The sequence below is a fragment of the Stenotrophomonas sp. S4 genome, from assembly GCF_054187805.2.
The window spans coordinates 2,811,986-2,825,563 of sequence record NZ_CM196188.1; the positions used below are offsets into that span (position 1 = coordinate 2,811,986).

Genomic DNA, 13,578 nt, shown 5'->3' on the forward strand with positions numbered 1-13,578 from the left:
GCGGTGGGTGCAGGCAGGACTGATGGCACATGTGCCTGCGGTGCCGCTGCGCTCGCCGGCGACCGGCACGACCGATCAGGCTGCCGCTACTTCATGCAGCGCCAGCCAGCGCCAACGGCCCTCTTCCTGCCGCAGCACGGCCAACGATTCCCGCCAGGCAACCGTCCCTTCGCCCACCGAATGCCCTTCGCGATAGCGCAGCACCGCCAGCGGCAACGGCGCCGCCACCGCCTGCACGGCCTCGATGGAAATCATCAGGCCCGGACGCGCGCCATGGCCGCCCTCGAACAGCACCTGCACAGCCTGCCGATCCAACCGGCGCCCGGCGATGCCGACCATGCTGAAGTCCGCGCAGAAATGCGCCATCAGGTCCTGCAGCGCGTCGGTGCTGACGTCGGCACGGAACCAGGCCTGCAGTTTGTCGTGCAGGTGGTGGATTTCATGTTCTGCGGTGGTATCCATCAGGCATTCTCGGGTTGCGGAAAGGAAAGCTGTTGCGGCCGACGCAGCAGCGCCAGAGGCAGCAGGGTCAGTACGGCGGCCAGCCCCAGCGCTACGCGGGTGGCGTGGGCCGGCAGCCATTGCATGGCCAATGCCAACAGCAGCGCGATGGCCGCGGTGCCCAGGCAGAAGCTGAGCTGGCGGTTGAGGTTCCAGAGTGCGCTGGCATCGCCCAATGCTTCGCCCTCGACCCCATGGAAGGCCAGCGTCTGCGCGGTGCTGCTGCACAGGCTGCCGCCGGCGCCCATCAGCGCGAACAGCAGTCCGGCCAACGCGACGTGCGGCTGCGGCAGCAGCGCCATCAGCAGCAGGCCGCTGGCCTGCAGAAGCATGCCCGTACGCAGTACCGTGGCCGGGCCGAAGCGGGCCAGCAGGCGCTTGCTGGCCGTGATCGCAATGGCCGAGGCCAGCGCCCACGGCAGCATCAACGCGCCGATGCGTGCAGCGCTGTAACCGGCCTGGTGCAGCTGCAGGGTACTGACCAACTGACTGCCGATGAATACGCCCGGCACGGCCAGATACACCAGCATTGCCAGCCTCAGCCCACGGTGGGACAGGAGCGACCAGCGCAGCAGTGGCTGCACCTGCCGACGTGCATGCCGCAGGTGGGCCGCCGCCAGCAGCAGCGCGACCAGCAGCAACACGGCACCGGCACCGCGATGTCCAGACTCGCCCAGCCAGGTCAGCGCCAACAGCAACGCGCCCAGCGCCAGCATCGCGGTAGACAGCGCATAGGCCTGCAGGCGCGGCGTACTGCGCGCGCCATCGGCCGGCATCCAGGCCAGCACCAGGCCGATTGCCATCACCGCCAACGGCAGGCTGGCCCAGAGCACGCCGCGCCAGGACAACCACTGCACCAACAGCCCGCCCAGCGCCGGCGCCAGTGCCGGCACCAGCAGGGCCACCAGCAGGATGCGGCGGGTCAGCGCGCCACGCTGGTCGGGCGTGCATTGCCGGTACGCCGCAGCCTGTGCCACGGGAATCAGCAGGCCGCCAGCCAACCCCTGTAGCAGGCGCCAGCCCAGCAGCCAGCCGATATCCGGTGCGGCGCCGGCCAGCGCAGCGGCAACCGCGAACAGCAGCAACGCCACCAGCAGCAGGCGACGCTCACCACAGCGCGCGGCCAGCCAGGGCGCCAGCGGAATCACCACGCTCAGGCCCAGCATGTAGGCGGTGCCGACCCAGGCCAGGGTAGCGACGTCGGCATGCAGTTCCGCCGCCAATGCCGGATAGGCCACCGTGGCAATGAACATGTTGACCAGATCCAGGGCGAACACCAGCAGGAAGATCGCCTCATGGCGCAGGCGGGGGGATGGCATCGGCGGCGCTCCAGCGGGGAAGCGGCCAGCATGCCGCCCGGGCCTTGTTGGAAAAACACGACGACAGCTGCAACACTGTCAAACCCGTTTTGACAATGGACCGCTATGGTCAGCCTTGATCGCTTCGATATCTTCCGCGCCGTGGTCGAGGCCGGCAGCCTGACCGCCGCCGCCGATCGTCTGGGCCTGAGCCGTGCGGTGGTCAGCTTCAACCTGAAGCGGCTGGAGCAGGAGCTGGGCGTGACCCTGCTGCTGCGCAGCACCCGCCACCTGGCCCTGACCGAGGCCGGCGAGCAGTTCCTGCAGCACTGCGTGCAGGCGCTGGATGCCGCACAGGCAGCGATCGATGCCGCGCGCCGCGACCAGCACCAGCTGCAGGGCGTGCTGCGCCTGACGACCACACCGGAGTACGCACAGCTGCGCCTGATCACGGCGCTGGAGGCGTTCCGTGCCCGGCATCCGGCCTTGCAGCTGCACCTGTCGACCTCACCGGCACCGGCCGACCTGATTCCCGAACGCTTCGACCTGGCGATCCGCCTCGGCCGCCTGCCGGACTCGGGCCTGCACGCCAATGAACTGGAGCGCCACCCACTGTGCGCGGTGGCGGCTCCGTCCCTGCTGGCGCGCCTGCCCTCTGCCGAGGCAGCCGATGATCCTGTACTGCTGGGAACCCTGCCCCGCCTGGGCTACCCGCGCCTGGCCGATGTTCCGGTGGTGGCACCGGATGGCAGCGACGCCCTGTTTGCCACCAACCCGGGCAACGCGGTGGTGCGCGTGGATGGTGCCAGCAGCCTGCGCGCGTTCGCCTTGGCCGGCGCCGGGGTCACCGTGCTGCCACGCTGGCTGATCGAGGACGACCTGGCCCAGGACCGGCTGCGCCCGGTGCTGCGCCAGCACCGCTTCCCGCAGCAGAGCGTGTACGCGGTCTACCCGCATAGCACGCAGCCCTCACCGAAGGTGCGGCAGCTGATTGATTTCCTGCGCGACCGGTTCGCCACATGAAAAAGGGGACGGAGGGGATTAAGTCGTTTATGCATAAACGACTTAATCCCCTCCGTCCCCTTTTTCAGACACGGCCCTGTGCGGGCCGTGTCTTCAGGCATCAGCGCAGCACCTGCTCCACCAGCGGCACATCCACCGTCTGCAGCGGTTCGGCGGCGTTGCGCGACAGTTGCACCTGGTAGGTGCCGCCGTCGATCTTCCACTGGCGGGCCTGCGCATCGTAGTGGGCCAGGGTCTTCGGCTCGGCTTCGATGCGGATGCGGCGCTGTTCGCCCGGCTGCAGGTTCACCTTGTCATAGCCGATCAGGCGGATCGGCGTGGTGCTGCCGGCCGGCAACTTCAGGTACAGCTGGGCGACGTCGGCACCGGCGCGCTTGCCGGTGTTGCGGATGTCGACGCTGGCGACCAGGCGCGAGCCTTCCACGCTCACCTTCAGGTTTTCATAGGCGAAGGAGGTATAGGACAGGCCATGGCCGAACGCGAAGGTCGGGGTCAGGCCCTTGGCCGCCATCCACTTGTAGCCGACGTTGGCGCCTTCGATATCGAAATCGAACACATCACCGAACGGCTTGGCCGGCTTGAAGCCGAGGCCGTCGATGTGCGGGCGCGGCAGCTGCGATTCGTCCACCACCCAGGTCACCGGCAGGCGGCCGGACGGATTGACCTGGCCGGTCAGCAGCGCGGCAATGCCTTCGCCACCGCGGATGCCCGGGTACCAGGCCTGCAGCATCGCCGGCACCTGCGCCAGCCACGGCGTACGCACCGGGCCGTTGGTTTCCAGTACCAGCACGGTCTTCGGGTTGGCCTTGGCCACCGCCGAGATCAGGGCGTCCTGGTTGTCCGGCAGCTGCATGTCCGGCAGGTCCACCGATTCGGCCGCCCACTGGGTGGCGAACACGATGGCCACGTCGGCCTGCGCGGCTGCCTTGGCCGCAGCGGCGGCATTGCTGCCGTCCACATACTCGAAGGTTGCATCCGGACGCGCCGTACGCAGCGATTCCAGCGGCGAGGACGGGTGGAAGATCACCGGGCCCGGCCAAGTGGTCGGCAGCACGCCCGGCACTGCGTTGGTGCCCTTGGCGGTCACGCCCACCATCGATGAACCACCACCGCCGATCACGCCCTTGTCGGCATGGCCACCGATGATGACGATGCGCTTCACGCTGTCGGCCAACGGCAGCAGGTTGCCTTCATTGCGCAGCAGCACGCTGCCTTCTTCCACCGTGCGCTGGGCGACGGCGAAACCGGCCTCGGCGTCGACCTTCTGGTGCTGCGGCGGGTTGTCGAAGTTGCCGTGCAGGAACATCGTGCGCAGGATGCGCGCCACCATGTCGTTCAGGCGCGCCTGCGGCACCACGCCGCCATGCACGGCCAGGCGCAGCGGTTCGTCGAAGAACACCGCCGCGTCGAACACTTCACCGGCCGACTGCTGGTCCAGGCCGGCCAGCGCCGCCTTCGAGCCACTGTGCACGCCGCCCCAATCGGACATCACGAAACCGGGGAACTTCCATTCCTGCTTCAGCACCTGGTTCATCAGGTAGCCGTTCTCGCAGCCGTAGGTACCGTTGATCTTGTTGTACGAGCACATCGCCACGCCCGGGCGGCCGGCGTCCAGCGCGATCTCGAAGGCCAGCAGGTCGGACTCGTGCATGGCCTGTTCGCCGATGCGCACGTCGTGGAAGTTGCGGCGGGTCTCCATGTCGTTCAGCGCGAAGTGCTTCATCGAGGAGATCACGTGCTGGCTCTGCACGCCCTGGATCAGCGCGCCGACCATCGAACCGGCCAGCAGCGGGTCTTCGCCGGCGTATTCGAAATTGCGTCCGTTGCGCGGGTCGCGCTGCAGGTTGACGCTGCCCGACAGCAGGATGTTGAAGCGCTGCTGCCAGGCCTCGCGGCCCATGGTCGCGCCACCGGCAAAGGCAACCTGCGGGTTCCAGCTCGATGCGGTGGACGGGCCCGACGGCATCGCCGTGGCGAAGTCGCCCGGACGGATGCCACCCGGATTGGTCACGCCGACGCCGGCATCGGCCGACTGCTGCGACGGAATGCCCAGGCGCGCCACGCCCGGCACGAAACCGGCCGAGCCGACCGCGCCTTCCGGCAGCGGGCCACCATCCTTGCCCAGCCCGAAGTAGCTGTGCAGCATCTGGAACTTCTCATCCTCGGTCATCGCCTTCAGCAGCAGCGCAGCGCGCGCATCGGCGTTGAGGGTGGTGTCCATCCACGGCGTGTCGCCGTGCTTGTCGGCGGCGTAGGCCAGGGTCAGCAGCGTGGCACGCAGCGTGCTGCCTTCCACCTTGAACGGTGCACTGCTGGCGGCCTGGAAGCCGTCGCTGAAATAGCTGGCATCCGCTTCCAGCGCCACACGCGCCGGGTCGAAGCCTGCAGCCTTGGCCGATTCACCGGCCACCGCGCCAAGCAGCACCGCCGGTGCGCCCAACCGCGAGCGCGTGACCAGCGCCGGCAGCTGTGCGGCACCTGCGCCGGCATCGGTGTAGACCGCCACGGTGTGGCGGCCATCGTCCAGGCGCAGGTAGTTCAGGCCCGGCTGGTCCGGACCGGATTCGGCAGCGATCGGCAACCGGGTCAGCACAGCCTGGCCGCGCTGGGTCTGGCCATCGTCCTTGCCCGCCGCAATGAAGCGGTACTCGTAGCCCAGGCCATCGGCCAGCACCTGCAGCGGATCGACCTGGCCGATGCCGCGCTGCACCTGGCGCACGCTCACCGCGTCCACCTTCAGGCTCTTCAGCTGGGCGGCCAGGGCCGGCATCGCCTCGGCGGTCGGCGCCTGTTCCAGGGTCAACACGGTGAACGCCGCAGGATCGGCCCAGGCCGGGGCGGCGAGTGCGGCAGACAGGGCCAGGGACAGTGCAAGCGGCTTTGTAAACGTTTTCATCGGCAGGCGTAATTCCGTTGCCAAGGCAATCGGTCCAGGGAAAGTGCCGCCGAAGGGTGCAGCGTTCATGCCGCGCAGGGGTTGCCAGGCAACGTCCCGCAGGCCGAAGGACGGACCGGTCTGCGCGCGGGACCCTCCTCCCGGCGTGACAACCTGCCTGCCCGGGCCGCGCAGGGCGACCCAATCATGTGAAGATTGTGCGAGGGCGTTCACACCTGTCAACAGGACCTAAGTCACAGGGGCAACCTGGCCGCCGGTTATCAGGCCATCACCGGCAGTCATCAGCGGGCCGCACGGGGCTGCCGATAATGGGGCGTCACCGGCCCTGAACCCCGCCCATGAACATTCACCGCGACTTCGATCATCTCTGGCGCGACCGCTGTGATACCTCGAGCCAACGCAGCCCACGTGTGCTGATCCGGGTATTTGTTGCGCCTGGCGAACTGGAGCGCAGCGTGGCCTTCTACGAGCAGCTGCAGGGCGTGGTGGCCGATGCGGGTTTTCCGTTTCCCGATGCCGGCCTGCGCCTGGCGATGGTCGGTGCATTCCTGCTGATCGAAGGGTGCGATGAAGCGCTGGCGCCGTTCACCTCGACCACGGGGACGCTGCTGGTCGATGACGTTCGGCCCTATCACGACAAACTGGTCGCCGCAGGCGCCGAGATCATCTTCCCGCTGCAGGTGGTCCCGACCGGGGCGGCGTTCAATGCGGTGCATCCCGATGGCACCGTGGTCGAGTACGTACATCACCGGCCCGACCCGCACGGGCGGTGAGGGTACGCACGGCCGGGCTGCGCCCGGCACCCGCCGAGGCAACATCAACGTCAACAGCCAGAGCAACAGCAAAAGCTGGGTTCCTGCAGGTAGGCGGGGTGGGTCCGGTTGCGGGGGACGGCGCAAGTACGTCCATGTAGCCTCGGTCGCCGCATCCATGCGGCTCACGCCCCCGCAACCGGACCCACCCCGCCTTCGACAATTCGCCGCAATCTGCAGTGGATCCACGCCATGCGCGGATGCTCTTCGATCAATCGTCGAATTAATCGATTTCGATCTAGATTCATCCACGCATGGCGTGGATCTACAATCCCTCCATGTCCTCCCCCGCCCTGCCCTGGAATGGCACGCTGCTGCTGGATGCCCACGTAGCCGTGCTGCAGGGCCACGCCGGTGACAGCGATACGCACGCGCACTACGCCCATCAACTGCTGCTGAGCGACGGCGCGCCCTGGCAGGTCGAGATCGATGGCGTGCAGCAGCAGGGCCAGCGGCTGTGGCTGCCGTCATTCCAGCCGCACGCAATCCTGTCGGCGCCGCACACAGGTTGCACGGTGTTCCTTGAACCGGCCCATGCCGATCCCACCCAGATCCAGCAGCACCTGCACGCGCTGCCGGGCAACGCGCTGGCGCTGCACGACTGGTTGCCACGGCTGAGCCGGCCGCAACCGCTGGACCGCCGCGTACAGGCGGCGCTGTCCCGTATCGCCCAGCACCTGCCCGGCCCGGTGCCGGCCGCCGATATCGCCGAGGCGGCGCATCTATCGACCAGCCAACTGCATCGGCGCTTCCAGTCCGATCTGGCGGTGACCCTGCGCGGCTGGGTGCTGTGGCAACGGCTGCGCAGCGCGCTCACACATCATCTGCGCGGGTACAGCCTGACCGACAGCGCGCACGCGGCCGGATTCGCCGACCTCGCCCATCTGTCACGCAGCCTGCGCCGCATGTTCGGCATCGGTGCCGCACAGCTGCACGGCCTGCAGCTGCATGCGGCCTGACACCGCCGATCATCCGCGCCTGCGCAACCCTTCCGGCAGCGCCGGCACCTCGCCATGCGGCAGTTCGCGGAACGGCGCCAGCAGCTGCCCCGGATAATCGCGCGGATAGTCCGGTTGGCTGCCGATGCCGAGGTCGCGTTGCTGCAGCCGATAGCCGGGCGCATCGAAGGCGGTCCCCAGCAGGTGATCCCAGACAGTCAGGAACAGGCCGAAGTTGACGTCGCCGGCGGTGCCGTAACGCATGTGGTGGAAGCGGTGCAGCGGCGCCCAGGCCATCACCCGGCCCAGCACACCCGGGCGCATGTCCACGTTGGAATGCTGCAGCAGCAGCTGGATGGCAATGGCGAACGCCAGCACCGCGGCCACCGGCATCGGCAGGCCCAGCACCAGCAGCGGCAGCACGCCACCGACGGCTTCGGCCGCCTGGTGCAGCGGGTGTTTCATCAGACCGTTGAAACCGTACATGCGGGTGACGCTGTGATGCACCGCATGCAGCCGCCACAGCCAGCCGATGCGATGGCTGGCGTAGTGCACCAGAGTGATACCCAGGTCGGCGCAGACGATGGCCAGCAGCACCTGCAGCGCGAATGGCCACTGCAGCGGCCAGGCCTGCCATGGAATGATTGCCGCCAGCAGCGGCACCGCCGCGATCGACAGCAGGTTCAGGCTTTCGTTCACCAGTGCATGCAGGGCGTCACGCAGGCTGTCGCCGTGGTCGTGGTTGAACACAGGGTCGTAGGGCCACGCGCGCTCGGCGGCGAACGAGACCGCGATGGCGATCGCCAGCAAGGCCAGCAACCATAGCGGGTCACCGTGGCAGTGGCCGATCCAGACGACGGCAGCGACAACGAAACCCAGCAGGAACAACGGGGCATGCAGGCGGAGGATCCAGTGCTTCATGGGCAACCCGAAACGTGAGGGGCCTGCATGCTGGCGTGGCGCGATGGTTGCGGGCTTGAACAAACGGCGCAACACGGCCCGCCTCTGGTGGATGTCCATCGTGGTCGGCACCGCGTTTCCCGCATCCGCGCATGGCGTGGATCTACAATGGCGCCCTCATCGCGCCCGAGGCCGGCATGGATTCCTTCAACCTGATGCGCGCCTTCCGCCGCATCGTCGAACGCGGCGGGCTGGCCCGCGCCGCCGAAGACCTGGGCATGTCGCCGGCCGGGTTGAGCAAGCAGTTGCGCACGCTGGAAACACACCTGGGCGTGGTGCTGCTGCAGCGGACCACGCGGCGCATGAGCCTGACCGAGACCGGCCACGCCTATTACCGCGAATGCTGCCGCCTGCTCGACGAGCTGGACGCATTGGAACGTGGCATCGCCGAGCAGCGTGGCGAGGTGGCCGGGCGCCTGCGCGTGAATGCACCGCAATCGTTCGCGCTGAGCACGCTGTCGCCGCTGCTGCCGCGCTTCCTGCAGCAGCATCCGCAGCTGTCGCTGGACCTGGTGATGGAAGACCGCCTGCTTGATGCGGTCGGTGAGGGTTTCGACGTGTCGTTGCGGCTGCGTGCAGAGCTGGATGACTCGCGACTGGTGGCGCGCCGGCTGGCCTCGCTGCAGCAGGTGCTGTGCGCGGCCCCGTCCTACCTGCGGCAGCATCCGGCACCGCAAGCGGTGGACGAGCTGCAGGCGCACAGCGTGCTGGCCTACAGCCTGTCCGACTCGCCCGGCAGCTGGCCGCTGCTCGGCCCCGATGGCCAGGTAACGATCACCCTGCCGGCGCGTGTCACCGTCAACAACAGCCTGCTGCTGCGCGACCTGCTGGTGGCCGGCATGGGCATCGGTGCCCTGCCCTCGTTCCTGGCGGCACCGGCGCTGGCCCGTGGCGAACTGCAGCAGGTGCTGCCCGACCACCGCTATCCGCCGCGCTTCGTGCATGCGGTCTATCCCACATCACGCCACCTGCAGCCCAAGGTGCGTGCCTTCATCGATTTCCTGCACGCCGAGCTGCCCGGCTGCGCCGGCCTGGATTCGTAACCGCCAGCGAAAACTGAGCTGCCCGCGGCGTGCTGTTTCGGCCACGTCGCGCTGCCTAACCTGCCGCCTCCCCTCTCACCGATGGCAGGCAGATGTCTTCCGTTCCTTCCCCCGCCACCGCTGCGCCGGTGGTCGATTTCTTCCACGACGTGGTCTGTGGCTGGTGCTTCGTACTGGCCCCGCGCCTGCAGCAGGTCTCCGCCGAACTCGGCATCCAGGTGCGCCACCGCAGCTTCGTGCTGCAGGACTCGCGCGCGCAGATGGTCGAGGTGTTCGGCTCGATGGAGCGCGCCAAGGCGATCATCCTGCGCCACTGGACCGACTGCGCCACGCATGAAGACACCGCGCGCATCGATATCGAAGGCATGCGCGCACAGGACTTCGAGTATCCGTCCGGCTGGCTCGGCGCACTGGCCTGCCAGACCGCAGGGCTGATCGGCGGCAATGACGCCCATGGCGCGATGTTCGACGCGGTGCAATGGGCGCACCTGCACCAGCACCGCAACATCGGCGATGCCGAAGTCCTGCTGGATATCGCCGAATCGCTGGGCCATCCACGTGGCGCCTTCGCTGACCACATGCGCAGCGACTCAGTCCGCCAGCGCGTGCAGGCCGATCGTGCCGAAGCCGCTGCCCTCGGCATCCGCTCCATTCCCACCGTGATCGGCGGCAACGGCCTGCGCCTGCAGACCCTGCCGCTGCCGCAACTGCGCCAGGCCCTGGCGCCCCTGGTCGCGGCCTGAGCCGCACCGTCCCCCACCCTGCAAGGAGATTCCCCATGACCCCACGTACCCTGGCCACCGCGCTGGCCCTGCTGCTGGCCGGCACCGCCGCTTCCACCACCGTGTCGGCGCATGAACGCGTTCCTTCCGGCCAGCAGGTCGGCACCAGCCCCTGGGGGCCGAAGGACGAGATCGGCCGCCTCAACCTGATCACCGAGGCCTCGCGCGCGGCGATCCTGTCGCGGGTCAGCGGCGGCAAGGCCTATGACCTGGCCACCGAGTACTACGTCGGCATGCCCAGCTGGCAGGATGCCGGCGACCCGCACTACCAGTTCTGGATGACCCACACCCCGCGCGGCACGGTGATGGACGACCCGATGGGCGTGGGTGAAACCATGAACCTCACCCGCAGCTACACCGGCACCGCGTTCTCGATGTACAGCCACACCGGCACCCACATCGATGCGCTGAACCACTTCGGCATCCACGGAAAGATCTGGAACGGCTTCGAGGCCGACAAGCACCTCGGCGACCGTGGCTGGAACGTCACCGGCATCGAGAAATTCCCACCGCTGATCGCGCGTGGCGTACTGATCGACGTGGCCGGCGCCAAGGGCGTGGACATGCTGCCGGACAGCTACCGCGTCACCCGCCAGGACCTGAAGGATGCGCTGGCACGCCAGCAGGTGAAGCTGCAGCAGGGTGACATCGTGCTGATCCGCACCGGCCGCATGCGCCTGTTCGAGCAGCCCAGGGCCTACATGGCCAATCCGCCAGGCATGGGCCTGGACGCGGCGCGCTTCCTGGTTGAGGACAGCGGCGCGATGATCGTCGGCGCCGACAACCTGAGCTTCGAGACCTTCCCCTCGGAAGTGTCCGACGACTACGTGCCGCTGCACACCTACCTGCTGGCGCAGCAGGGTGCGCCGATCATCGAGCTGGTGGCGCTGGACGAACTGGCCCGCGACAAGGTCTACGAGTTCGCTTTCATTGGCGGCCCGCTGAAGATCCGCGGTGGCGATGCCGCGCCGCTGCGCCCGGTCGCGCTGCCGGTCCGCCCGTAACCGGGGCCTGTGGGTGCCGGCCCTGGTCGGCACCGTTCTCCCATCCATGCCTGGCGTGGATCTACCGGGGCTCTGTCCAGTAGATCCACGCCATGCGTGGATGCTTTACCCCTTCAGCAACCTGAAACCCGGCCCGCCAATTTCATTAGTAATTCTACTCACAAGGCGAGTAGCATGTCCGGTCTCAGCCCCTGATACCGGCCCGTCGATACTCGCGCCATGCCTGTCGTTTCCGCCCATTCCTGCCGCTTCCAGCCCGCCTGGCGCCTCCCTTGGAGGACCGGCTGATGGGCGCCGTCGTCGCCCTCGACCGGCTGCTGGACGGCCGCCAGCTGTGGCGTGGCCCGGCCCGCCAGGGACCGGCCAGCGACCACCTGGCCAGCGGCCACCCGGCACTGGATGCACGCCTGCCCGGCGGTGGCTGGCCGGCCAGCGGGCTGTGCGAGGTGCTGCAGGCAGCGCCCGGCGTGGGCGAGCTGGCCCTGGTCTGGCCGGCGCTGGCAAAGCTGAGCCAGCGCGACCGCCCGATCGTGCTGGTCGCCCCGCCCTACCGCCCGCACGCCCCGGCCTGGGCCGCCGCCGGGCTGGACCTGGCCCAGCTGCAGATCATCCACGCCGCGCCGAAACAGGCGCTGTGGGCCACCGAACAATGCCTGCGCTCTGCGGCCTGCGCGGCGGTGCTGTGCTGGCCGCACCAGGCCGATGATCGCGCCCTGCGCCGGCTGCAGGTCGCCGCCGACAGCGGCCAGTGCCTGGGCTTCGTGTTCCGCGAGGCGCAGGCAGCGCGCAACCCCTCCCCGGCCAGCCTGCGCCTGCAGCTCGACCACGGCCAGGTACGGGTGCTGAAGTGCCGTGGCGGCCTGCCACCCGCGCAGCCGTTGCCGCTGGCCATCGCCCACTGAGGCCGCGCCATGCACTGGGCCTGCCTGTTGTTGCCGCAGCTGGCGCTGGACAGCGTACTGCGCCTGCAACCGGACCCGCAGCGGCCACTGGTGCTGCTGCAGGGGCCGGCACAGCGCCGCGTGCTGCGTGCGGTCAGCCCGGCCGCCCGCGCAGCGGGGCTGCGCCCGGGCATGCTGCTGTCGGCCGCGCAGGTGCTGGTGCAGGACATGCACCTGCACGACTACGACCCGAACGCCGAACAGCACACCCGCCAGCTGCTGGCCAGCTGGGCCTACGCCTACAGCTCGCAGGTCAGCCTCGATTTCCCGCATGCACTGGTGCTGGAAATCGGCGCCAGCCGTGCCCTGTTCGGTGACTGGCTGACGATCGAAAAGCGCCTGCGCAACGAACTGCATGAACTCGGGTTCCGCCACCGCCTGGTGGCCGCGCCCACGGCGCATGCCGCGCGCGTTCTGGCCAACGTCCACGATGGCCTTGGCATCGATGCGCAGCAGCTGCCGGCGGCGCTGGCGCAGCTGCCGTTGCCGCGCTGCGGCCTGCCCAGCGACGCAGTGACCGTGCTCGGCCGCTCCGGGCTGCGCACGCTGGGTGCGGTACTCGAGCTGCCGCGCGACAGCCTGGCCCGGCGCTTCGCGCCCGACGTGCTGCAACAGCTGGACGCATTGCGCGGCCTGCCCACCGCACCGCTGCGCTACTACCAGCCACCGGACCGTTTCGATGCGCGCATCGAATTCGAATACGAGATCGAATCCAGCCAGGCCCTGCTGTTCCCGCTGCGCCGCCTGCTGCTGGACCTGGCGGCCTTCCTGTGTTCGCGCGATGGCGGCGTGCAGCGCTTCGACCTGCATTTCGAGCATGACCTGCTGCCGGCCAGCGTGCTGACCATCGGCCTGCTGGCACCCGAGCGCGATCCTGCGCTGCTGTTCGAGATCGCACGCAACCGCATGGAAGCGTTCGCCCTGCCCGCTGGCAGCCGCGCACTGCGCCTGCAGGCCGAACAGCTGCCACCGTTCGTGCCCGCCGCGCGCGACCTGTTCGACACCCGGCCGGCGCAGGCGATGCCCTGGAACCAGCTGCGCGAGCGCCTGCGGGCGCGGCTCGGCGATGACGCCGTGCAGCCGCTGGCCGTGCAGGCCGACCACCGCCCCGAGCGTGCCAGCGGCACCCAGCCTGCGGCCAAGCCACCGGCATACTGGCCACTGCGCCCCGGTTGGCTGCTGGACACCCCGCAACCGCTGCGTGACCCGCGCCTGCGCATCGTCGCCGGGCCGGAGCGGATCGAATCAGGCTGGTGGGACCAGGCCGACGCGCGCCGCGACTACTACGTGGTGGAAACCGCACACGGCCAGCGCGGCTGGGCCTTCCGTGAGCGCAATGACCCGCATGCGCCGTGGATGCTGCACGGCTGGTTCGGCTGA

Annotated in this window: 12 protein-coding genes; 8 read left to right on the top strand and 4 right to left on the bottom strand. The window is 68.8% G+C overall.

The features are described from left to right. Window positions 1-75: 75 nt before the first annotated feature. Window positions 76-462: a DUF4440 domain-containing protein gene (locus ACUZUJ_RS13165; protein WP_049443341.1), complete on the bottom strand. Its 387-nt coding sequence runs from the start codon at window positions 460-462 to the stop codon at window positions 76-78. Then, window positions 462-1,820: an MFS transporter gene (locus tag ACUZUJ_RS13170; RefSeq protein ID WP_049443340.1), complete on the bottom strand. Its 1,359-nt coding sequence runs from the start codon at window positions 1,818-1,820 to the stop codon at window positions 462-464. Before ACUZUJ_RS13170 ends, ACUZUJ_RS13165 begins: the two co-directional genes overlap by 1 nt. A gap of 105 nt (window positions 1,821-1,925) precedes the next feature. On the opposite strand from ACUZUJ_RS13170, the gene ACUZUJ_RS13175 reads away from it, so the two are divergent. Continuing rightward, window positions 1,926-2,822 carry a LysR family transcriptional regulator gene (locus tag ACUZUJ_RS13175; protein ID WP_049443339.1) on the top strand — a complete coding sequence of 299 codons (897 nt, stop codon included), beginning with the start codon at window positions 1,926-1,928 and terminating at the stop codon, window positions 2,820-2,822. A gap of 100 nt (window positions 2,823-2,922) precedes the next feature. Here ACUZUJ_RS13175 and ACUZUJ_RS13180 read toward each other — a convergent pair whose 3' ends face one another. Further along, window positions 2,923-5,718, bottom strand: coding sequence for a beta-glucosidase (locus ACUZUJ_RS13180; RefSeq protein ID WP_080347461.1), 2,796 nt, complete (start codon window positions 5,716-5,718; stop codon window positions 2,923-2,925). A gap of 338 nt (window positions 5,719-6,056) precedes the next feature. Here ACUZUJ_RS13180 and ACUZUJ_RS13185 point away from each other — a divergent pair, with 338 nt between their 5' ends. Both ACUZUJ_RS13185 and ACUZUJ_RS13190 read left to right on the top strand, forming a co-directional pair. Then, window positions 6,057-6,491 (top strand): VOC family protein, encoded by a 435-nt coding sequence (locus tag ACUZUJ_RS13185; RefSeq protein ID WP_014037567.1) that lies wholly within the window; start codon window positions 6,057-6,059, stop codon window positions 6,489-6,491. Between the two features lie 293 nt (window positions 6,492-6,784). Next, complete coding sequence (locus tag ACUZUJ_RS13190) at window positions 6,785-7,489, top strand: AraC family transcriptional regulator (RefSeq protein ID WP_049443338.1); 705 nt, start codon at window positions 6,785-6,787, stop codon at window positions 7,487-7,489. 9 nt (window positions 7,490-7,498) lie between these two features. Here the strand turns inward: ACUZUJ_RS13190 and ACUZUJ_RS13195 are convergent, their stop codons facing one another. Beyond that, on the bottom strand, window positions 7,499-8,389 hold the full coding sequence (locus tag ACUZUJ_RS13195) for a sterol desaturase family protein (RefSeq protein WP_458219858.1): 891 nt from the start codon (window positions 8,387-8,389) through the stop codon (window positions 7,499-7,501). 131 nt (window positions 8,390-8,520) lie between these two features. Here ACUZUJ_RS13195 and ACUZUJ_RS13200 point away from each other — a divergent pair, with 131 nt between their 5' ends. The 5 genes from ACUZUJ_RS13200 (at window position 8,521) to ACUZUJ_RS13220 (ending at window position 13,578) form a co-directional block, all read left to right on the top strand. Next, window positions 8,521-9,471: a LysR family transcriptional regulator gene (locus tag ACUZUJ_RS13200; protein WP_182474386.1), complete on the top strand. Its 951-nt coding sequence runs from the start codon at window positions 8,521-8,523 to the stop codon at window positions 9,469-9,471. Between the two features lie 92 nt (window positions 9,472-9,563). After that, on the top strand, window positions 9,564-10,214 hold the full coding sequence (locus ACUZUJ_RS13205) for a DsbA family oxidoreductase (protein ID WP_049443336.1): 651 nt from the start codon (window positions 9,564-9,566) through the stop codon (window positions 10,212-10,214). A 35-nt stretch (window positions 10,215-10,249) separates the two neighbouring features. Then, window positions 10,250-11,257 carry a cyclase family protein gene (locus ACUZUJ_RS13210; protein WP_008266828.1) on the top strand — a complete coding sequence of 336 codons (1,008 nt, stop codon included), beginning with the start codon at window positions 10,250-10,252 and terminating at the stop codon, window positions 11,255-11,257. Between the two features lie 287 nt (window positions 11,258-11,544). Next, complete coding sequence (imuA, locus tag ACUZUJ_RS13215; RefSeq protein ID WP_014037572.1) at window positions 11,545-12,159, top strand: translesion DNA synthesis-associated protein ImuA; 615 nt, start codon at window positions 11,545-11,547, stop codon at window positions 12,157-12,159. A 9-nt stretch (window positions 12,160-12,168) separates the two neighbouring features. Then, window positions 12,169-13,578: a Y-family DNA polymerase gene (locus ACUZUJ_RS13220; RefSeq protein ID WP_458219859.1), complete on the top strand. Its 1,410-nt coding sequence runs from the start codon at window positions 12,169-12,171 to the stop codon at window positions 13,576-13,578.